This is a genomic window from Vibrio alfacsensis, assembly GCF_019670485.1.
Lineage (GTDB): Bacteria > Pseudomonadota > Gammaproteobacteria > Enterobacterales > Vibrionaceae > Vibrio > Vibrio alfacsensis.
The window spans coordinates 2,793,110-2,812,632 of the sequence record NZ_AP024165.1 but is presented as its reverse complement, the minus strand read 5'-3'; the positions used below and the strand labels follow the sequence as shown (position 1 = coordinate 2,812,632).

21 protein-coding genes and 2 pseudogenes are annotated in these 19,523 nt (G+C 43.9%); 19 read left to right on the top strand and 4 right to left on the bottom strand.

Going from position 1 to position 19,523, the window contains the following annotated elements; all coding sequences use genetic code 11:
- Positions 1-42: 42 nt before the first annotated feature.
- From VA249_RS12950 to rplI, 11 genes and pseudogenes are all read left to right on the top strand, one after another.
- Positions 43-1,722 (top strand): type IV pilus secretin PilQ, encoded by a 1,680-nt coding sequence (locus VA249_RS12950; protein WP_420864276.1) that lies wholly within the window; start codon positions 43-45, stop codon positions 1,720-1,722.
- A gap of 188 nt (positions 1,723-1,910) precedes the next feature.
- Positions 1,911-2,429 carry a shikimate kinase AroK gene (gene aroK / locus VA249_RS12945; protein ID WP_099080818.1) on the top strand — a complete coding sequence of 173 codons (519 nt, stop codon included), beginning with the start codon at positions 1,911-1,913 and terminating at the stop codon, positions 2,427-2,429.
- A gap of 28 nt (positions 2,430-2,457) precedes the next feature.
- Positions 2,458-3,558, top strand: coding sequence for a 3-dehydroquinate synthase (gene aroB / locus VA249_RS12940; protein ID WP_221068216.1), 1,101 nt, complete (start codon positions 2,458-2,460; stop codon positions 3,556-3,558).
- A gap of 51 nt (positions 3,559-3,609) precedes the next feature.
- A pseudogene (locus VA249_RS12935) lies at positions 3,610-4,653 on the top strand (ATP-binding protein); the annotation flags it as partial.
- A gap of 81 nt (positions 4,654-4,734) precedes the next feature.
- Positions 4,735-5,124 (top strand): annotated as a pseudogene (locus VA249_RS24335) (SPOR domain-containing protein); the annotation flags it as partial.
- A gap of 69 nt (positions 5,125-5,193) precedes the next feature.
- On the top strand, positions 5,194-6,033 hold the full coding sequence (locus tag VA249_RS12930; protein WP_221068214.1) for a Dam family site-specific DNA-(adenine-N6)-methyltransferase: 840 nt from the start codon (positions 5,194-5,196) through the stop codon (positions 6,031-6,033).
- A gap of 99 nt (positions 6,034-6,132) precedes the next feature.
- Positions 6,133-6,804, top strand: coding sequence for a ribulose-phosphate 3-epimerase (gene rpe / locus VA249_RS12925; protein ID WP_128810022.1), 672 nt, complete (start codon positions 6,133-6,135; stop codon positions 6,802-6,804).
- A 243-nt stretch (positions 6,805-7,047) separates the two neighbouring features.
- Positions 7,048-7,428: a 30S ribosomal protein S6 gene (gene rpsF, locus VA249_RS12920; RefSeq protein ID WP_128810023.1), complete on the top strand. Its 381-nt coding sequence runs from the start codon at positions 7,048-7,050 to the stop codon at positions 7,426-7,428.
- An 8-nt stretch (positions 7,429-7,436) separates the two neighbouring features.
- Complete coding sequence (gene priB / locus VA249_RS12915) at positions 7,437-7,739, top strand: primosomal replication protein N (protein ID WP_128810024.1); 303 nt, start codon at positions 7,437-7,439, stop codon at positions 7,737-7,739.
- Positions 7,740-7,755: 16 nt separating this feature from the next.
- Entirely contained in the window at positions 7,756-7,983 is a 228-nt protein-coding gene (gene rpsR / locus VA249_RS12910) for a 30S ribosomal protein S18 (RefSeq protein WP_000090472.1), read from the top strand.
- A 32-nt stretch (positions 7,984-8,015) separates the two neighbouring features.
- Entirely contained in the window at positions 8,016-8,468 is a 453-nt protein-coding gene (gene rplI / locus VA249_RS12905; RefSeq protein ID WP_128810025.1) for a 50S ribosomal protein L9, read from the top strand.
- Between the two features lie 101 nt (positions 8,469-8,569).
- Here rplI and VA249_RS12900 read toward each other — a convergent pair whose 3' ends face one another.
- Entirely contained in the window at positions 8,570-9,334 is a 765-nt protein-coding gene (locus VA249_RS12900; protein ID WP_221068213.1) for a DUF481 domain-containing protein, read from the bottom strand.
- Between the two features lie 205 nt (positions 9,335-9,539).
- Here VA249_RS12900 and VA249_RS12895 point away from each other — a divergent pair, with 205 nt between their 5' ends.
- Genes VA249_RS12895 through VA249_RS12885 form a run of 3 tightly spaced genes read left to right on the top strand, consistent with a single transcriptional unit; the run spans position 9,540 to position 13,230 of the window.
- On the top strand, positions 9,540-10,940 hold the full coding sequence (locus VA249_RS12895; protein WP_221068212.1) for a replicative DNA helicase: 1,401 nt from the start codon (positions 9,540-9,542) through the stop codon (positions 10,938-10,940).
- Positions 10,941-10,953: 13 nt separating this feature from the next.
- Positions 10,954-12,030: an alanine racemase gene (gene alr / locus VA249_RS12890; protein WP_221069951.1), complete on the top strand. Its 1,077-nt coding sequence runs from the start codon at positions 10,954-10,956 to the stop codon at positions 12,028-12,030.
- A 3-nt stretch (positions 12,031-12,033) separates the two neighbouring features.
- Positions 12,034-13,230: a BamA/TamA family outer membrane protein gene (locus tag VA249_RS12885; RefSeq protein WP_221068211.1), complete on the top strand. Its 1,197-nt coding sequence runs from the start codon at positions 12,034-12,036 to the stop codon at positions 13,228-13,230.
- Positions 13,231-13,283: 53 nt separating this feature from the next.
- Here the strand turns inward: VA249_RS12885 and VA249_RS12880 are convergent, their stop codons facing one another.
- A complete protein-coding gene (locus tag VA249_RS12880) occupies positions 13,284-13,703 on the bottom strand; it encodes a secondary thiamine-phosphate synthase enzyme YjbQ (RefSeq protein WP_221068210.1) in 420 nt (139 codons plus the stop codon).
- A 304-nt stretch (positions 13,704-14,007) separates the two neighbouring features.
- On the opposite strand from VA249_RS12880, the gene pgi reads away from it, so the two are divergent.
- On the top strand, positions 14,008-15,660 hold the full coding sequence (gene pgi / locus VA249_RS12875) for a glucose-6-phosphate isomerase (RefSeq protein WP_221068209.1): 1,653 nt from the start codon (positions 14,008-14,010) through the stop codon (positions 15,658-15,660).
- A gap of 100 nt (positions 15,661-15,760) precedes the next feature.
- Here the strand turns inward: pgi and VA249_RS12870 are convergent, their stop codons facing one another.
- Both VA249_RS12870 and zur read right to left on the bottom strand, forming a co-directional pair.
- Positions 15,761-16,222: a chemotaxis protein CheX gene (locus VA249_RS12870; protein ID WP_099080830.1), complete on the bottom strand. Its 462-nt coding sequence runs from the start codon at positions 16,220-16,222 to the stop codon at positions 15,761-15,763.
- A gap of 9 nt (positions 16,223-16,231) precedes the next feature.
- Positions 16,232-16,696 (bottom strand): zinc uptake transcriptional repressor Zur, encoded by a 465-nt coding sequence (gene zur / locus VA249_RS12865; protein WP_128810031.1) that lies wholly within the window; start codon positions 16,694-16,696, stop codon positions 16,232-16,234.
- 281 nt (positions 16,697-16,977) lie between these two features.
- On the opposite strand from zur, the gene dusA reads away from it, so the two are divergent.
- The 4 genes from dusA (at position 16,978) to VA249_RS12845 (ending at position 19,480) form a co-directional block, all read left to right on the top strand.
- The gene (dusA, locus tag VA249_RS12860) at positions 16,978-17,958 is read left to right on the top strand and encodes a tRNA dihydrouridine(20/20a) synthase DusA (protein WP_221068208.1); all 981 of its coding nucleotides are present in this window, start codon (positions 16,978-16,980) and stop codon (positions 17,956-17,958) included.
- Between the two features lie 164 nt (positions 17,959-18,122).
- Positions 18,123-18,338 carry an envelope stress response protein PspG gene (gene pspG, locus VA249_RS12855; RefSeq protein WP_211915868.1) on the top strand — a complete coding sequence of 72 codons (216 nt, stop codon included), beginning with the start codon at positions 18,123-18,125 and terminating at the stop codon, positions 18,336-18,338.
- Between the two features lie 99 nt (positions 18,339-18,437).
- Positions 18,438-19,100 carry a TIGR04219 family outer membrane beta-barrel protein gene (locus VA249_RS12850; protein ID WP_128810034.1) on the top strand — a complete coding sequence of 221 codons (663 nt, stop codon included), beginning with the start codon at positions 18,438-18,440 and terminating at the stop codon, positions 19,098-19,100.
- A gap of 149 nt (positions 19,101-19,249) precedes the next feature.
- On the top strand, positions 19,250-19,480 hold the full coding sequence (locus tag VA249_RS12845; protein ID WP_128810035.1) for a hypothetical protein: 231 nt from the start codon (positions 19,250-19,252) through the stop codon (positions 19,478-19,480).
- Positions 19,481-19,523: the final 43 nt, after the last annotated feature.

Sequence of the window (19,523 nt, the reverse complement as noted above, 5' to 3'; positions counted from 1 at the left end):
CGAATAATGAAAGTGAATAAAGGATCAATACGTACACCAAGGATGGTGGTTGGTTTTTTCTCTGTGTGGCTATTTATGTTTTTTGCATCAGAGGGGAGAGCAAAGGCGTCACCACCGAATGAATTAAAATCGATAGACTTCCGTGCAGATAACAATACAGAAGCGGTGATCATGATTGAGCTAACGTCATCGTCTGTCGTGGTTGATATACAACGTGAAAGAGATGGGTTAAGTATTGAGCTGCTTAATACTTCGGTCAGTGATAACCAACTGCACCTTTTGGACGTGAGAGATTTCTCTACCGTCATTAAGCAAATTGACGTTTCTCGTTATCATTCGGCCACGCGTTTGTTGGCCTATACGACCGATGAATACCGCTATGACTATCGCCTGTCAGGACGCTGGTTAGAAGTGACAGTGGTGAAAGAAAAGTCAACTAAGCAAGCACAAAGCCAGAACATTTTGAAGAATAAAGGGCGTTTAATCTCTATCAATTTTCAAGATATTCCGGTGCGAAATGTATTGCAGTTAATTGCTGACTATAACGATTTCAATCTCGTGGTATCGGATTCTGTGTCGGGTAATCTGACGTTACGCTTAGATGACGTACCTTGGCCACAAGTGTTAGATATCATTTTGCAAGTGAAAGGATTGGATAAACGGGTTGATGGCAATGTTATTTTGATTGCCCCATTAGATGAACTGGAGCTAAGAGAAAAGCAGCGTCTTGAAAAGCAAAAGCTTGAGCAAGAAATAGGAGAGCTTTCCTCTGAGATCATCAAAGTGAATTTTGCAAAAGCCTCGGACGTTGCGGAAATGATCAATGGTGAGGGTAATATCAGCATGCTTTCTGAGCGAGGAAGTATGACCGTTGATGAGCGCACGAATTCATTGTTGGTGCGAGAATTACCAGAGAACATTGAAGTCATTCGCGAAATTATAGAAGCGTTAGACATTCCCGTGAAACAAGTACAGATTGAAGCTCGCATTGTCACCATTAATGAGGGGAACTTGGATGAGCTAGGGGTTCGTTGGGGTTTTACAAGTATAAATGGCAGTTCAACGGTTGGAGGCTCGATTGAAAATAATCTCGCCACACTCGGTTTATATGATGGTGGTGTTGGTATTGATGATTTTCTTAACGTTAACCTGGCGGCGACCAACCCAAGTGCCACTAGTCTTGCTTTTCAAGTGGCAAAACTAGGGGCAGGGACTTTGCTTGATTTAGAGTTGTCTGCCTTGCAGCAGGAGTCAAAAGCAGAAATTATCTCGAGTCCACGGTTGATCACCACCAATAAGAAACCCGCTTATATTGAGCAGGGAACGGAAATCCCGTATTTAGAATCGTCATCAAGTGGGGCGACGTCGGTGACATTTAAAAAAGCAGTATTGAGTTTAAAAGTTACGCCTCAGATAACGCCAGATAATCGCTTAGTGTTGGATTTGAGTGTGACTCAAGACCGACCTGGTCAAGTGGTGAAAACAGGCACGGGAGAAGCGGTTGCAATTGATACTCAGAGAATTGGCACTCAAGTTTTGGTCAATAATGGTGAAACGGTGGTATTGGGTGGTATTTTCCAACATAGCCTCAGTAATGCCGTTGACAAAGTCCCTTTACTTGGTGATTTACCCTTGCTTGGCGCGCTTTTTCGCCGAAGTTATGAAAAAGTAGGCAAAAGTGAGTTGTTGATTTTCGTGACGCCAAAGGTCGTAATTCAGTAGTGTTTGGCCGATGAAAATGTGAATAGATCAAAAATAAAGTTGCATTAGTGGCACCATGCTTGGATAATTTCGGGTCTTATCACGAAATATCTGTGAGGAATTGGTGCCACGAGCCTTGTATAACAGCGGTTCGGCTGTGTTTACTTGTGGCGATTTTATTGAATTAACGTTGTAAAATACCGCTGAATATGGCTGAGAAACGTAATATTTTCCTTGTTGGCCCAATGGGTGCCGGCAAAAGTACAATTGGTAGACATCTAGCACAGCAACTACACATGGAGTTTGTTGATTCAGACACTGTGATTGAAGAACGCACTGGTGCTGATATCTCTTGGGTTTTTGATGTAGAGGGTGAAGAGGGTTTCCGCAAACGCGAAGAAGCTGTACTTGAAGATCTCACTCAAGAGCAAGGCATCGTGCTAGCTACAGGTGGCGGCTCTGTCATGAGCAAAGAAAACCGCAATCACCTTTCAGCCCGTGGTGTCGTTGTTTACTTAGAAACAACTATCGAAAAGCAACTTGCACGCACAAACCGTGACAAGAAGCGTCCACTACTTCAAACAGATAAACCTCGCGAAGTATTGGAGCAATTGGCAGGCGAACGTAACCCGTTATACGAAGAAGTAGCGGATTACACGGTTCGTACTGACGATCAGAGTGCAAAAGTGGTAGCCAACCAGATCGTAAAAATGCTAGAAGAGAGATAAGCAATTATCTTTTGAATGGAGCACACCGATGGAACGGATTACGGTCAATCTAGCTGAACGTAGCTACCCAATCTCTATTGGCGCCGGGTTGTTTGATAACCCGGCGTACCTTTCCCAAATTCTTTCAAACAAAAACGCCAATCAGAAAGTCGTCGTGATCAGTAATGTCACGGTTGCTCCTCTGTATGCGGACAAAATTCTTAGCCAGCTAAAACAGCTTGGTTGTGATGCCTCATTGCTTGAGCTGCCCGATGGTGAGCAATACAAAAGCTTAGACACATTTAATCAAGTCATGAACTTCCTGCTAGAGGGGAGCTATGCTCGTGACGTAGTGATTATTGCGTTAGGTGGTGGTGTGATTGGGGATCTTGTTGGCTTTGCGTCCGCATGTTACCAACGTGGTGTGGATTTCATCCAGATCCCAACGACCTTGTTGTCCCAAGTCGATTCATCCGTAGGGGGGAAAACCGCGGTTAATCATCCCTTGGGTAAAAATATGATTGGAGCTTTCTACCAACCGAAAGCGGTCATCATCGATACCAGTTGTTTATCGACATTACCTGAGCGTGAATTTGCTGCTGGGATGGCTGAGGTTATTAAATACGGCATTATTTATGATGGTGTATTTTTCGAATGGCTTGAAGAAAACCTTGAGCGTTTGTACGCTCTGGAAGAAGAAGCATTGACTTACGCCATTGCACGTTGTTGTGAAATTAAAGCGGAAGTTGTTGCTCAGGATGAAAAAGAATCAGGCATTCGAGCGTTGCTTAATCTTGGTCATACTTTCGGCCATGCCATTGAAGCAGAGTTAGGTTACGGTAATTGGTTGCATGGTGAGGCGGTCGCTTCAGGAACGGTCATGGCAGCGAAAACATCGCACCTTCGTGGTTTGATTTCTCAAGAGCAATTAGCCCGCATTATTGCGATTTTACGTCGCGCTAACCTTCCAGTACATACACCTGAAACCATGAGTTTTGACGACTTTATGACTCACATGATGCGCGACAAAAAAGTGTTATCTGGTCAACTTCGCCTGGTTCTGCCAACAGGCATTGGTAGTGCAGACGTTATCGCCGACACACCGCAAGACGTAATCAAACAAGCCATCGACTTCGGTCGTGATATTTAACTTTGAATGACGTATTTACGTATCATGTATGTTGTTTATTAAGGTAATAAGATGAGTTTCGCTCACGTCCTAGAACTGGATTCGCAAACTGAGCTATTAGACAGGTTAGGGTTATTGACTAACTTTGGTTCTAATTTGATCGCAATAAACGGTTCTATGGGGTATGGAAAAACCTGGTTGGCGCAGAGGTATCTTGAATTAGGTGCTAGCAATAAAAACCAATGCTTATTACTTTGTCGAGCCAACCAAGATGACGTGCAGCATCGAACGCTTATTTTGAGTCAGCTGGTGTCAGATGCGCTTTTCAATCAGCAAGATACGATAACGGATAGTCTAGAGCGTATTTTAGGCAACGATCCTTGCGATATCGCCATCGTCATTGATGATGCGCATAGGTTGAGCGATATTTTGATTTCTGAGCTTTGGATGTTGGTACTTGCTGCGCAAACCAACCCTAAGTGGAAAGTCAACATCTTATTATTTACGCAGACCGGACTGCTCGAGCCCGTGCTGTCACGTTTGAGTTATGGACAGGAATATAAGCCTGTGGAGCTCGATATTGAGGTGTTGTCGGAAGTCGAAGCACGTCGTTTTTTTGAATCTCTTGTTATTCGATATGTTGATGATGAAAACGAAAAACGTGTTCGAGATGCATTTAAAAAAGTTGACCCGGTACCGGGCGACATCATGGCGTTAGGAGAGATGAAAGTGGAAAAAAGGATTATTATCCGCTCAATTGTTGGCTCACCCTTGAATATTGCACTCATTGTACTGGCTTTACTCTTGTTGGCGGCTGGTGGTTATTGGTGGATGTACAACCAACCTACACCAGAAGAAAAGGCACAACAAATTACCGGCAGTGTAGAGCAAACGGCAATTCCAACGCTTACCGAACCGGATAACGAGCAAGATGCAGAAGAGCTTGTAGAAACACCAAGTGATACAGGAGGTCGTTCATTCGATTCGTTGCAAGCGACGGATGATTCTGACGCATTGCCGCCTGTGGTGACCGATGAGGTCGCTAGTGTTGGTTCTGATGATACTCAACAACGTGTCGTCATTGATTCTGATGTTGTTGACGCTTTGCTCGAGGGGGCACCTGCACCAGAAAAACACAACCAATTGAATTCAGATAGCATGGAGTCGATTGAAAGTGAACTCCCAGAACAAAGTCGTGCTAGCTCATCTTTGATAAAAGTGATTGAAGCGAATGATAGTGACGCTTCTCACCGTCCAACAGAGTCGAACGCACCAGTTGTAAAATTTTCCTTTGCTCGTGAAGAACTAAAAGCGTTGTCACCAAGAGCTTACACGTTGCAACTTGCGGCGATGACATCCATGAGTGACGTTCAAGCTTTTCTAGATGAACATCAACTTAGTCATCAGGTGCGCATTTATCCAACTACCCGTGATGGCGTAGAGTGGTATATCATTACGTATAGCGATTACCCAACGATTCAGGCAGCCCGAGACGCAGTCGAAAGCCTACCAAACTCACTGAAATCTATTGGCCCTTGGGCGAAATCTTTAGGTCAGGTTCAGCGAGAGATAGAGCGAGTGAAATAATCCTGAGCTTCGCTGAAAAATATGTTACATTCCGCAGCCTTAATTTTCGGTCGATAGATAGAGCAGTAGATGAAAAAGCAACGAGCCTTTCTTAAATGGGCAGGAGGAAAATACGGTCTGGTTGAAGACATAAAACGTCATTTACCACCCGCTCGGAAGCTAGTTGAACCTTTTGTTGGTGCTGGTTCAGTTTTTCTAAATACTGACTACGAGCATTATCTTCTTGCGGATATCAACCCTGACCTGATTAATCTCTACAACTTATTGAAAGAGCGACCTGAAGATTACATCTCTGAAGCGAAGCGTTGGTTTATTGCAGAGAATAATCGTAAAGAAGCTTACTTGAGTATTCGCGCTGAATTTAATAAAACTGATGATGTCATGTATCGCTCTCTAGCGTTTCTGTACATGAACCGTTTTGGTTTTAATGGTTTGTGCCGTTACAACAAGAAAGGTGGCTTCAACGTGCCATTTGGTTCTTACAAGAAGCCGTATTTCCCAGAAGCTGAGATGGAATTCTTTGCTGAAAAAGCCAAGAAAGCTACCTTTGTGTGTGAGGGATATCCAGAAACATTCAGTAGAGCGCGTAAAGGCAGTGTGGTTTATTGCGATCCTCCATACGCACCACTTTCGAACACGGCGAACTTTACCTCTTATGCCGGAAACGGCTTTACGCTTGATGACCAAGCGGCATTGGCTGATATTGCTGAGCGAGCTGCAACCGAACGTGGTATTCCTGTGTTGATTTCGAATCACGATACTACGTTGACGCGTCGTCTGTACCATGGTGCAGAGCTTAACGTCGTGAAAGTGAAGCGCACTATTAGTCGTAACGGTAGCGGTCGTAATAAAGTTGATGAGTTGCTTGCTCTATTTCGAGCGCCAGATAGCGATAAATCCGACTCCTAATTCTCACACTATTGCATCTAAATAGTGGATCTCCCCACTGGCTTCGGTAGAATTGCGCGCAAATTGTTTGCTGTTTGCTCGCCACTACTGAGGTCAGGTATGAAAGATTTTCTAATTGCTCCATCCATTTTATCGGCTGATTTTGCTCGTCTCGGTGAAGACGTAGAGAAAGTACTCGCAGCGGGTGCGGATGTGGTGCACTTCGACGTTATGGATAACCACTATGTACCAAACCTGACTTTTGGTGCGCCAGTGTGTAAGGCATTACGTGATTACGGCATCACGGCACCCATCGATGTCCACCTAATGGTCAAGCCTGTTGATCGTATCATCCCTGACTTTGCCAAGGCTGGAGCGTCGATGATTACATTCCACATTGAAGCATCTGAGCATGTAGACCGTACTCTCCAACTTATCAAAGAGCACGGTTGTAAAGCTGGCGTGGTACTTAACCCAGCAACGCCACTTGCACACCTTGAGTTCATCATGGACAAAGTTGATTTAATTCTACTGATGTCAGTTAACCCTGGTTTTGGTGGTCAATCATTCATTCCTCACACGCTAGATAAGCTACGTGCAGTACGTAAGATGATTGATGAGTCTGGTCGTGATATTCGCCTAGAAATCGATGGTGGTGTGAAAGTAGAGAACATCCGTGAAATTGCAGAAGCGGGCGCAGACATGTTTGTAGCGGGTTCGGCTATTTTCAGCGAGCCAGATTACAAACAAGTGATTGACAAAATGCGCACTGAACTTGCTCAAGTAAAATAGACGCTAAAATTAAATGTTGTAGTCCCCTGATTTATAAGGCTGTCACTTTACTGGCAGCCTTTATTCTCTCTGCCTCCATCCCTATAAAAATATCCATCGAGCGGTGTAAATAATCACTTGCCTATTTTGCAGCCTTTCTGTACTATTCGTGCTCCTTAAACTCAGTCAATTTTCTTTAGTTCCTTGCTTCCTCTGGACGACTGAGCCATTTGTGGAAGCTGAATAATCCGTAAGGAGCAACCCATGCGTCATTACGAAATCGTATTCATGGTGCACCCAGATCAAAGCGAGCAAGTTGCTGGCATGATCGAGCGTTACACTGGTTCTATCACTGAAACTGGCGGTACAATCCACCGTCTAGAAGATTGGGGTCGTCGTCAACTGGCTTACCCAATCAACAAGCTTCACAAAGCTCACTACGTTCTAATGAACGTTGAAGCTGACCAAGCTGTTATCGATGAGCTAGAAACTGCTTTCCGTTTCAACGATGCAGTTCTACGTAACATGATCATGCGTACTAAAGCGGCTATCACTGAGCAATCTATCATGCTTAAGCAGAAAGAAGAGCGTGCTCCTCGTCGCGAAGAGCGTGCTGAAGCTAAGCCAGAAGCAGCTGCTGAGTAATCTTTCTTATGACCAATCGAATGGAGCTGAGTGGCACCATTGCCAAGCCGCCCATTCGTAGTAAAAGCCCTAGTGGCATAGAACACTGTCGGTTTTGGTTAGAGCATCGCTCTACTGTTATCGAAGCTGACCTACCTCGACAAGTTTATTGTCGAATGCCGGTAGTCGTCAGTGGGCTTAGGTCACAAGCATTAACTCAGAATTTAGTACAAGGCAGTAGCATTAAGGTAGGTGGCTTTGTCGCTTATCAAACCGGCCGAAATGGTGTGGGAAAATTAGTGTTACATGCCGACAATATTACTCAAATTTAAGATCAGGAGATAGCCCATGGCTCGTTTCTTCCGTCGTCGTAAATTCTGCCGTTTCACAGCAGAAGGCGTACAAGAGATTGATTACAAAGACGTAGCAACTCTTAAAAACTACATCACTGAAGCTGGTAAAATCGTTCCTAGCCGTATCACTGGTACAAGCGCTAAATACCAACGTCAACTAGCTCGCGCTATCAAGCGTTCACGCTACCTAGCTCTACTACCGTACACTGACAAGCATCAGTAATCGGTCGTTTTATTAAGAAAGAGGATTAAGCAATGCAAGTTATTCTACTTGATAAAATCGGTAACCTAGGTGGTCTTGGCGATACTGTAAACGTTAAATCTGGCTACGCTCGTAACTTCCTTATCCCTCAAGGTAAAGCAGTTATGGCTACTAAAGCTAACGTTGAAATGTTTGAAGCTCGTCGCGCTGAACTAGAAGCTAAAGTTGCTGAGCAACTAGTAGCTGCTGAAGCACGTGCTGAGAAAGTTAACGCTCTAGAAGCAGTTGTTATTGCATCTAAAGCTGGTGACGAAGGCAAACTATTCGGTTCTATCGGTACTCGTGACATCGCTGAAGCTATTACAGCTGCTGGCGTTGAAGTTGTTAAGAGCGAAGTTCGTCTTCCAGAAGGCGCACTACGTACAACTGGTGAGTTCGAAATTAGCATCCAACTTCACTCTGAAGTTTTCGCTACTGCGAAAGTACAAGTTGTTGCTGCTGACTAATTCAGTATCAAGACGTATTTTAAAAGCACCTCTCAGGAGGTGCTTTTTTTATGTCTGAGATTTAATGGGGAAAGTAAAAAGCGAGAACGAAAAGGTAAGAATTAAAAAACGAAAAGGAGGTTTACAGAGAAAACACTGTCCGCTTTTTCAAGGTTATTGGGCACCTTGTCGTGGTATTGGCGAGAGTGAGTAAGCTTTAACGCAATGTCCTCCGTTATCTTGTTGATAACATTAAGATCACTATCGAAACGGGTGTTACTCCTACCACTAACTACGGTGACATCAACCCCTAAGCTCAAATTGTCGAGAGCTTGCCACGTTGAGTTAACATTTCCACGAAAAATACCCTCTTGAACAATATCTGGAAAGATAATGTCATCGTCATCGATCTCATCTAAGTTTGGTTCTTGATAACGAAAACCAGGGCCAACTTCGACTTCCAACGTAAATTGTTCAGTGTAAGCAAACTGATAACCTAAACCACCTGAAAGAGTGTAGTCCTTAAAATAAGCGGTATAGCGAGAGTCAACGCCTTTAAAACTGCCGTATAGGTATGTTTTCGGGCCTAACTTGTAGTCACTTTGAACAGTGTAAGTTGAAGAGCGCTTATCCTCTTCCCCATCTTTATAAAGATTGTAATATTTCCATTCCCCCATTGAACGGTGACGTCCAGCGGTATACTCCGCACTTAAACGGGAGTTTAGGGAGCGAGAGTCGGTATTCCCTGTATGAGCTTGATAGCCAAATTCAACTTCGGTCTTGAGTGGACTTGGCTCATCAATTTCTTGCTCTGATTTTACTGATTCTTCAGCGTGCACAAGACCTGTGCAAAGTATGCTAAAGCTAAGTAACCAGTATCGGGACACGTATACCTCGAATCGAATGAAAAATGAGGGCCTGATCCTGATACAGATATTGGAATCGGTCAATAAGTGGATGAATTTTATTTGATGTAAAATAAGACAAAAATTGAAAGCATGAATTCTTAACAAGTAATTGTCGCATCAAAGAAGCATCTTAGTCTTCTTTGAGGTTATAATCTCGGGTCAATAGTAGTTATCGAGCAGAGTCATGGCGGAAAATAGAAATCGCAAACCTTTAGACAGTCAGGTAGACGCAATAAAAGTCCCTCCTCACTCACTGGAAGCAGAACAATCAGTGATTGGCGGTCTTTTATTAGACAACGAGCGTTGGGATACGGTTGCAGAGCGTGTTGTTAGCAGTGATTTCTATAGCCGTCCACATCGTCTTATTTTTGATGGCGTGAAGTCCATTCTTGAAGCGGGCAAGCCTCTCGACTTGATTACCTTGTCTGAACACTTGGAGCGCCATGAGCTAATTGAAGATGTGGGTGGCTTTGCTTACCTTGCTGACTTAGCTAAGAACACGCCGAGTGCCGCAAACATTAATGCGTACGCAGATATCGTTGCAGAGCGTGCGATTGTTCGTGGGCTTATTGGTGTCGCAAATGAGATTGCTGATGCTGGTTATGATCCTCAAGGTCGTAGCTCTGAAGATTTGATCGACTTGGCTGAAAGTAAAGTTTTTGCCATTGCTGAATCTCGTACTAGTGAAAATGAAGGTCCGCAGAATGTCGATAACATTCTTGAAAAAACGTTAGAGCGTATTGAGCTGTTATATAAGACACCGCAAGACGGTGTGACAGGTGTTGATACTGGGTTTACTGATCTGAATAAGAAAACCGCGGGTCTGCAAGGTTCTGATTTAGTCATCGTTGCGGCTCGTCCCTCGATGGGTAAAACCACGTTTGCGATGAACTTGTGTGAAAACGCGGCAATGCAGCAAGAAAAACCGGTACTGATTTTCTCTCTAGAGATGCCCGCTGAACAGCTAATGATGCGTATGTTGGCCTCTTTATCTCGCGTTGATCAAACTAAGATTCGTACAGGTCAGTTGGACGATGAAGATTGGGCACGTATTTCTTCTACGATGGGAATCCTCATGCAGAAGAAAAACATGTACATTGATGACAGTTCAGGTCTAACACCGACAGAAGTTCGTTCCCGTGCTCGTCGAGTGGCTCGTGAACACGGAGGTCTATCGATGATCATGGTCGATTACCTTCAATTGATGCGTGTTCCTGCAATGTCGGATAACCGTACCCTTGAAATCGCAGAAATATCTCGCTCACTAAAAGCATTGGCGAAAGAGCTGAACGTGCCGGTGGTTGCACTATCACAGTTAAACCGTTCACTAGAGCAACGTGCAGATAAGCGCCCTGTTAACTCGGACTTGCGTGAATCGGGTTCCATTGAGCAGGATGCTGACTTGATCATGTTCATTTACCGTGACGAGGTTTATCACCCTGATAGCCCATATAAAGGCACGGCAGAAATTATTCTTGGTAAGCAGCGTAACGGCCCAATTGGCTCTGTTCGCTTAACATTCCAAGGTCAACACTCTCGCTTTGATAATTACGCGGGACCAGCATTTGATATCGATGATGAGTAATGTAATGAGCTACATGAAAGCGGCGAAGGCATGCATTGACTTGTCAGCATTGCAGCACAACTTACAACGTGTAAAACAACAAGCGCCAACAAGCAAAGTTATGGCGGTAGTGAAAGCGAATGGTTATGGACACGGTTTACGTCATGTTGCTAAGAATGCTACTCACGCTGATGCTTTTGGCGTTGCTCGTATTGAAGAGGCGCTTCAATTACGAGCATGTGGTGTCGTAAAACCCATTCTTCTATTAGAGGGGTTCTACTCGCAAGGCGATCTTCCCGTGCTTGTCACCAATAACATTCAAACCGTGATTCATTGTGAAGAGCAACTGGAAGCTCTAGAGCAAGCGGAGCTTGAAACGCCTGTTGTTGTTTGGCTGAAAATCGACAGTGGAATGCATCGACTAGGCGTTCGTCCTGAGCAATATGAGGAATTTATCTCTCGCTTAAAAGAGTGCTCGAATGTCGCAAAACCACTTCGCTATATGAGCCATTTTGGCTGTGCAGATGAACTCGATAGCAACATTACTCTGGAACAACTAGAGTTATTTATGACGTTGACTTCAGGGTGTCAAGGGGAGCGCTCTTTGGCGGCTTCTGCCGGTATGCTTGCATGGCCGCAAAGTCATTTGGATTGGGTTCGTCCTGGTATCATCATGTATGGGGTGTCTCCATTTAGTGACAAAACTGCACAAGACATGGGGTACCAACCTGTTATGACGCTCAAATCTCACCTGATTGCGGTGCGTGAAGTGAAGAAAGGCGAGAGTGTCGGTTATGGCGGTATGTGGACGAGTGAGCGTGACACTAAAGTGGGCGTGATTGCTGTGGGTTACGGTGATGGTTATCCACGCACGGCACCTAATGGCACACCAGTTCTGGTTAACGGTCGTAAAGTGCCGATTGCAGGCCGCGTCTCTATGGACATGTTGACGGTGGATTTAGGACCAGATGCCACCGATAAAGTCAGTGACGAAGCAATTTTATGGGGTAAAGACTTGCCAGTAGAAGAAGTCGCAAGCCATATTGGTACCATTGCTTACGAACTGGTGACGAAATTGACTTCTCGCGTTGAAATGGAATATTCAAAGTAACTCATGAAGAAAAGATTACTTTCTGTGCTGGCATTTAGTGCCAGCCTTTTTTTATCTTCGCCAGTTATCGCAAAAGAGAAAGACTCCGCATTTGTACCGTTCTATTTCAGTACTGAAACACTGGGTAGCACTGTCGGTATTGCTGGTGTCGCAAAGGGAGTAGGGCAACCTCAAGCAGCACTGTTTGGCATGGGACTCTATTCTGAAAAAGACAGTTACGTCGGTTTTCTTTCTGCATTCAATTATGCGTTGTCTTCGAATTTATTGTTTAGCGCGCAGATGTACCAAGCACGCTATAACGATAACCCCTATTATTTGGGGGACCAAGGTTCCAATGACTCCATCACCGATGACAAAACCATTACTAATGGGGATGAAGAAAACTATCAGTTAGAGTTTAAATACTTACTTGATTGGGGCAACGTACGTGAACATGGGTTACTTGGTGCATTCCAACCGATTCGCGATGTGAGTTATGCTTCTCCAGTTGAATCGGGTGTTAGCTCCATTATCTTCACGCCATTTTACTCCTCTCGTGAGTTGGATATTTATAATGACAAAAAAGAAGAGGCCACAGGCTTTAGCCTGACGTTTGATTGGGATAACCGAGATAGTGTGCGTAACACCACACGTGGTTCCCATACCTCATTTAACCTTACGACGGGGGCAGAAAGCTTACAGTCGGAAGATTTATGGCTGAAGTGGGAATTCCAAAACAGTCAGTACTACTCGTTAGGGCCATTAGGGGATTGGTTTGATCAGCAAGTATTGGCGTTTGATTTTTATACGGCAGATACACCGACATGGAATCAGTGTGATGGTGCTGTGTGCAGCCGCCCACCAGAGCAAGAGCAAGTTCGCTTAGGTGGTTTATATCGGTTACGTGGTTATACCGCAGGTCGTTATCATGGGCGTAGCGCGATTCACTATTCCGCGGAATACCGTGTATTACCAGATTGGCAACCGCTAGATGATATTCCTGTTATTAATTACTATGACTTGCCTTGGTGGCAGTGGGTTGCATTTGTAGAGGTTGGCCGAGTTGCTGACGATTACGATTTTAAAACGCTGCATGAAGATATGAAGTGGAATATTGGTGGCGCAGTACGTTTCCAAGTCGAGGGAATTGTGGTTCGAGCGGAAATGGCAAAAGGGGCTGATGAAGGTCTTTTTAGAGTGATGATTAATCAACCCTTTTAATTGAATATGATGACGAGAGGCTAACGAAGAGGTTGGCCTTTTGCTTATTTGCCTTACTCTCCGTTAATGGTGCAGATAATGCGACGACGACCACCGTCGTCTCGATGTTCACCTAGGTAAATTCCCTGCCATGTACCTAAAGCTAATTGGCCGTTTTGAATAGGAATTGTCACACTATTACCAAGTAACGATGCTTTTATATGAGCGGGCATATCATCATCACCTTCATAAGTGTGTTGGTAGTATGGTGCTCGTTCAGGCACAAATTTATTAAAATGGGCTTCCATATCCATGCGAACAGTCGGATCGGCATTTTCATTTAAGGTCAAACTAGCAGAAGTATGCTGAATGAATAGATGTAACAAACCTACTGAGAGTGATTGGATTTGAGGTAATTGTTGTTCAATTTCATCAGTGATGAGATGAAAGCCCCGGCTACGCGCTTTTAATTGAAGTGTTTTTTGTGCCCACATTTGCATTCCTTTGGAAAAATTTGCTTTGGCGTCTATCCTAATCCAATTAGAGCCAGTTATTACTAAATGATATGATTTCCTACAGCATAAATGAATTGTTTAAATTCGAAACAGGGAACGTGACCTAACTCAATGTGAGTGCAATGACACTCCGTCATAATTGATGACTGAAAAAAAACTACAAAGACTTGTTTTGTGGCAATTTGCCCAAACATCTATTTTATACTTTTTGCTAAATCGGGGATTCCACAGTTTTCGCTAGACTGTAAGGAATGGAACCTACTGTAACATCGGGATAATGACCATGTTGAAAAATATCAATCCAACGCAAACACAAGCTTGGAAAGCGTTAACTGCGCATTTCGAATCAGCACAAGATATGGACCTGAAAGAGTTATTTGCTCAAGACGCTGCACGTTTTGATAAATACTCTGCTCGTTTCGGTTCAGACATCCTCGTCGATTACTCAAAAAACCTAATCAATGAGGAAACGCTAAAGCATTTGTTTGCACTTGCTAATGAGACTGAGCTTAAGTCAGCAATTGAAGCGATGTTCAGTGGTGAAGCGATCAACAAAACTGAAGATCGCGCTGTTCTTCACACAGCACTACGCAACCGTGCTAACACGCCAGTAATGGTGGATGGCGAAGACGTAATGCCAGCGGTAAACGCGGTTCTTGAAAAAATTAAGTCATTCACAGAGCGTGTAATTGGCGGTGAGTGGAAAGGCTATACAGGTAAAGCAATCACAGATATCGTAAACATCGGTATCGGCGGTTCTGACCTTGGTCCTTACATGGTGACAGAAGCACTCGCGCCATACAAAAACCACCTAAACCTACACTTCGTTTCTAACGTTGATGGTACTCACATCGTTGAGACTCTGAAGCAAGTCGATCCAGAGACAACGCTATTCTTGATTGCGTCTAAGACGTTCACGACTCAAGAAACCATGACTAACGCGCACTCTGCACGTGATTGGTTCCTAGCAACAGCTGGCGATCAAGCACACGTTGCTAAGCACTTCGCTGCGCTTTCTACTAATGCTCCTGCGGTATCTGAATTTGGTATCGACACAGACAACATGTTTGAGTTCTGGGACTGGGTTGGTGGTCGTTACTCACTATGGTCTGCAATTGGTCTTTCAATTGCATTAGCTGTAGGTTACGACAACTTCATCGAGCTTCTAGACGGTGCTCACGAGATGGATAACCACTTCGTGTCGACAGATCTAGAAAGTAACATCCCTGTGATTCTTGCTCTGATTGGTATTTGGTACAACAACTTCCATGGTGCTGAGTCTGAAGCAATCTTACCTTACGACCAGTACATGCACCGTTTCGCGGCGTACTTCCAGCAAGGTAACATGGAATCTAACGGTAAGTACGTTGACCGTGATGGTAACGCAGTGACTTACCAAACCGGCCCTATCATTTGGGGTGAACCAGGTACTAACGGTCAGCACGCTTTCTACCAGTTGATTCACCAAGGCACTAAGCTGATCCCATGTGACTTCATTGCTCCTGCAATCAGCCACAACCCTGCAAGCGACCACCACCAAAAACTGATGTCTAACTTCTTTGCACAAACAGAAGCATTGGCATTTGGTAAGTCAGCAGAAACTGTAAAAGCAGAATTTGCGAAAGCAGGTAAGAGCGAAGAAGAAATGGCGTCTCTAGTACCGTTCAAAGTATTTGAAGGTAACCGCCCAACAAACTCTATCCTAGTTAAGCAAATCACACCTCGCACGCTAGGTAACCTGATCGCAATGTACGAACACAAGATCTTCGTTCAAGGTGTTATCTGGAATATCTTCAGTTTCGACCAATGGGGTGTTGAGTTAGGTAAACAACTAGCGAATCAAATCCTACCTGAGCTAGCTGATGAGTCTGAAATCAACTCACACGATAGCTCGACAAACGGTCTAATCAATGCATTTAAAGCGTTCAAAGCTTAATGTCTGAATAGAAGAAGAAAAGGTCAGCAAGCGCTGACCTTTTTTATTGCCTTAGGCAGAAACAAAATAGGTTGGCACTGACCAACCTATTTTTTCTCATTTACTCGAAGCAAATCTCGATGAATGCATTTCCCCATTGTGAAGAGAAAGGCATGATGATGATTGAGCCTTCACACTTGTGGCGAATAGTGTGACCTTTACCTGATACGACGATAGGTGTTGCCATATCAAAATCAAAACCGCTCTCTGCTAGAATGCGCTTCGCACCACCAGTTACCATGTTTGTGATCTCGCCAACCATATCGGTGACTTCTTCATTCACACCGTTAGGGCGTTCACCAAGCATGTTTTGCATGATTTCTAATGCCAACGCTTCATCAAAGGTAATTGACATTGAGCCACGTGTTTGTGGACCAACCATACCAATAAGTCCAGAAACGTCCCCTCGTGCGATCTCATCTTTCTTGATTCGCGGTTTTTGTGGCTTCAACTCAAGTGAAGCCATGGTTTTTAGCACATTCATGAGAGAAGCTAAAAACGGGTTTACAAATTCAGCGCGCATAACGTTCTTCTATCTTTCTTTTTTCATCTCCGAGGAACAAGTTTGGCATTCACCATGGGTTTCAATAACGTGATTCGTCAATTTGAAACCGTGTTTCTCGGCGTTATTGGCTAATAAGGATATCAGCGTCTCGTCTTCAAGTTCAACGACATCACCACATTTATCGCAAATTAGTAGTTGAAAAAAGTGCTGTTGAGTATTGAATGAGCAGCAAGTAATAAAGCTATTGGTTGATTCTACTCGATGAATAAAGCCCTGTTCGAGAAGAAAGTCTAATGCTCGGTATACTGTTGGTGGTTTTGCTTGTGGCTCACTTTGTTTCAGTAGATCCAATAGCTCATACGCACTCGATGCGCGGCGATTTGAACAAATTAGCTCAAACACACGTCGGCGTTGCGGAGTTAATCTTACTCCACGCTGTGCGCAGATACGTTCAATTTGTTCAATGATTGTTGGGTCCAAACCTTTCACCATAACTATCGGATATGTTTGTGATAAACCATTTGCAATGGCTATGCCTGCAAAAGAGGCTTATTTTACCTGCTATCTGCACGAAAATCATGAACTAAAGCAAGTGAGGATTAATAGGGAAGTCGCGGTTATCACAGAACGAGACACCTGTGCATAAATACACGCCCGAGTATGTGGGTTCACAATGCTCGCATCCACTGCACAGTGAGTATACAATACCCGACTTAATTTTTTTGAGCGCCTTGCCGCGCTCTATCTTGGTAACGTAAACGGGTGTTTTAATCATGACTCATTCTTGCAGGCTCTCTGTTGCACCAATGTTGGATTGGACTGATCGTCATTGTCGCTACTTCCATCGCTTGATGACCAAGGAAACCTTGTTGTACACCGAAATGGTGACGACTGGTGCGATCATTCATGGAAAAGGAGATTTTCTTGCTTATAACGAAGAAGAGCATCCGTTAGCACTACAACTTGGTGGTTCCAACCCGGTTGATTTGGCTAAGTGTGCGAAGTTAGCTCAAGAGCGTGGTTATGATGAGATCAACTTAAACGTAGGTTGCCCATCTGATCGTGTTCAAAATGGTCGCTTTGGTGCATGTCTAATGGGCGAGCCACAATTGGTGGCCGACTGTGTGGCTGCGATGAAAGATGTCGTTGATGTACCGGTAACAGTAAAAACGCGTATTGGTATCGATGATCAAGACTCTTACGAATTTCTGACGGACTTTATCTCAACTGTGTCTGAGAAAGGTGGTTGTGAGCAGTTTACTATCCATGCGCGAAAAGCATGGCTAAGTGGCCTGAGCCCGAAAGAGAATCGTGAAATCCCACCACTGGATTACCCACGCGCTTACCAATTGAAAAAAGACTTTTCGCACCTGACTATCGCTGTTAATGGGGGCGTAAAATCGCTAGAAGAAGCAAAAGAGCATTTATTGCATCTTGATGGTGTAATGATTGGTCGTGAAGCCTACCAAAGCCCGTATTTATTAGCGTCAGTGGACCAAGAGTTGTTTGGTTCTAGCGCTCCTGTGAAAAAACGCAGTGAAATCGTTGAAGAGATGTACCCATACATTGAAGCGCAGTTAGCAAAAGGTGCCTACATTGGCCACATTACGCGCCATATGTTAGGACTATTCCAAAACATGCCAGGCGCACGTCAATGGCGTCGTCATATTAGTGAAAATGCGCATAAGCCGGGTTCTGGTCTGGAAGTGCTGCAAGACGCATTAGCGAAGATTCCAAAAGAACTAAATGTGTAAATTTCACCAGGGGTTGGTAAAAAATACCAACCTATAAATGGAAAAGCCAGGCTGTAGAAATGCGTCTGGCTTTATTTTTATCTGTAAATCATGGGTTTAAGGCGTTTTTTTATAAGTTGGTACAGAATCTGCTCTAGTCATATTAAAACAAAGGAGAAGTGATTATGTTGGAGCTTATCTTTATATTAGTCTTTGCCGCGACCTTACTTGTTACAGGTATCACAATGATGACCGTATTTGCCGCAACAGGTATTGCATTAGTGGTGATGTTTTTACTTGGTATGGTGGGGGTTGTTTTGAAATTGCTACCATGGCTGATTGTGATTGCATTGGGTATTTGGTTTTTTAAGAACTGTGTTGGTCAGCCTCGTTATAAGTAACGGATTGTAGAGATTTAGTTGATTGAGGGCTGTAAGAGTATGGTAGTATTTCTTGCATGCCCTTAATGTTGAAATTAGCTATCTCGGAGTAAACACTACATGACAAATAAAGCGACATTCGCTTTAGCGACACTATCTTTGGCGGCGTCTTTTTCTGTTTTTGCGCAAGAGTCTTCTTTTAAGACGACGGTTGGTGCGGAAGTTTGGGCTGCGGACACCAAAGTTAATGAAGTAAGAAGAGATAGCAGTACGTCAGGGTCATATTATGTAGCGGTTGAGCATGATGTAAAATACGTACCAAATGCGCGTCTTCGTTACTCCAGTATTGATGCTGATTACATGGGCTTTGATAAGCTAGATCTCACTCTTTACTACCAAATTCTTGAGCACGACCTTTTGCATTTCGATGCGGGTCTGACTTTTAGTAATTTGAGTGATACAAAGTACATTGATGCAGGGACGAATGCCCGTACGGAAGAATTCGATGAGTTGATTTGGGCTTGGTACGGCTATGCTGAAATCACGGTTCCAAAGACCAATTTCGATGTGATTGGTGAAATGAACTTTGGTGATAATAAAGGCATCAAGAGTACAGACCTAATGGCAGGTGTTCAGTATCGTATTCCTTTTCAAGAATCTCAGCTAGCGTTGCGAGCAGGCTATCGAGTGATTGATCTTGAATCAGAAGTTTTTCTCTCTGATTTAGGCAAAGAGTTTATTTTTGCTAACGGCTTCTTTGCTACGGCAGAATTCTCTTTCTAAGTAAGACCGTGAAACACTATTTTTAAAACGTCGCTTTATAAGCGGCGTTTTTTTATACCACTTCATTATATCCATTCGAAATTCATCCCTAATGCAGGAGAGTTGGGCCATGCTTATGAAAAGTGAGAAGCAGGGAGCAGGGCCTAACGATGACCATCAATGAATTAAGACATCTGTTTCGTGAAAAGCAGCTTGTAGAAGCCATTATCGAACCGTCGATACAAGAAGGGGGGTGGGTTGTAGAGTTTCGTCACGCCCATGGTGGTTTTGTTTTTTTAACCGATACACACGGAGAAGAGTGTCTGTACGATGATCTCGATACGGCATCGAAGTCAGCGATGGCTGTCGGTTTTCAGCAAGTTCGTATTGAAGACCGATAAGTGTTTATCAAGTTTATACTTCCAAAAAGTTATAAAACATTCA

Coding starts and splice junctions, on each gene's coding strand:
- VA249_RS12950 (WP_420864276.1), top strand. CDS start 43: ATGGTGGTTGGTTTTTTCTCTGTGTGGCTATTTATGTTTTTTGCATCA.
- aroK (WP_099080818.1), top strand. CDS start 1,911: ATGGCTGAGAAACGTAATATTTTCCTTGTTGGCCCAATGGGTGCCGGC.
- aroB (WP_221068216.1), top strand. CDS start 2,458: ATGGAACGGATTACGGTCAATCTAGCTGAACGTAGCTACCCAATCTCT.
- VA249_RS12930 (WP_221068214.1), top strand. CDS start 5,194: ATGAAAAAGCAACGAGCCTTTCTTAAATGGGCAGGAGGAAAATACGGT.
- rpe (WP_128810022.1), top strand. CDS start 6,133: ATGAAAGATTTTCTAATTGCTCCATCCATTTTATCGGCTGATTTTGCT.
- rpsF (WP_128810023.1), top strand. CDS start 7,048: ATGCGTCATTACGAAATCGTATTCATGGTGCACCCAGATCAAAGCGAG.
- priB (WP_128810024.1), top strand. CDS start 7,437: ATGACCAATCGAATGGAGCTGAGTGGCACCATTGCCAAGCCGCCCATT.
- rpsR (WP_000090472.1), top strand. CDS start 7,756: ATGGCTCGTTTCTTCCGTCGTCGTAAATTCTGCCGTTTCACAGCAGAA.
- rplI (WP_128810025.1), top strand. CDS start 8,016: ATGCAAGTTATTCTACTTGATAAAATCGGTAACCTAGGTGGTCTTGGC.
- VA249_RS12895 (WP_221068212.1), top strand. CDS start 9,540: ATGGCGGAAAATAGAAATCGCAAACCTTTAGACAGTCAGGTAGACGCA.
- alr (WP_221069951.1), top strand. CDS start 10,954: ATGAAAGCGGCGAAGGCATGCATTGACTTGTCAGCATTGCAGCACAAC.
- VA249_RS12885 (WP_221068211.1), top strand. CDS start 12,034: ATGAAGAAAAGATTACTTTCTGTGCTGGCATTTAGTGCCAGCCTTTTT.
- VA249_RS12880 (WP_221068210.1), bottom strand. CDS start 13,703: ATGTGGGCACAAAAAACACTTCAATTAAAAGCGCGTAGCCGGGGCTTT.
- pgi (WP_221068209.1), top strand. CDS start 14,008: ATGTTGAAAAATATCAATCCAACGCAAACACAAGCTTGGAAAGCGTTA.
- VA249_RS12870 (WP_099080830.1), bottom strand. CDS start 16,222: ATGCGCGCTGAATTTGTAAACCCGTTTTTAGCTTCTCTCATGAATGTG.
- zur (WP_128810031.1), bottom strand. CDS start 16,696: ATGGTGAAAGGTTTGGACCCAACAATCATTGAACAAATTGAACGTATC.
- dusA (WP_221068208.1), top strand. CDS start 16,978: ATGACTCATTCTTGCAGGCTCTCTGTTGCACCAATGTTGGATTGGACT.
- pspG (WP_211915868.1), top strand. CDS start 18,123: ATGTTGGAGCTTATCTTTATATTAGTCTTTGCCGCGACCTTACTTGTT.
- VA249_RS12850 (WP_128810034.1), top strand. CDS start 18,438: ATGACAAATAAAGCGACATTCGCTTTAGCGACACTATCTTTGGCGGCG.
- VA249_RS12845 (WP_128810035.1), top strand. CDS start 19,250: ATGACCATCAATGAATTAAGACATCTGTTTCGTGAAAAGCAGCTTGTA.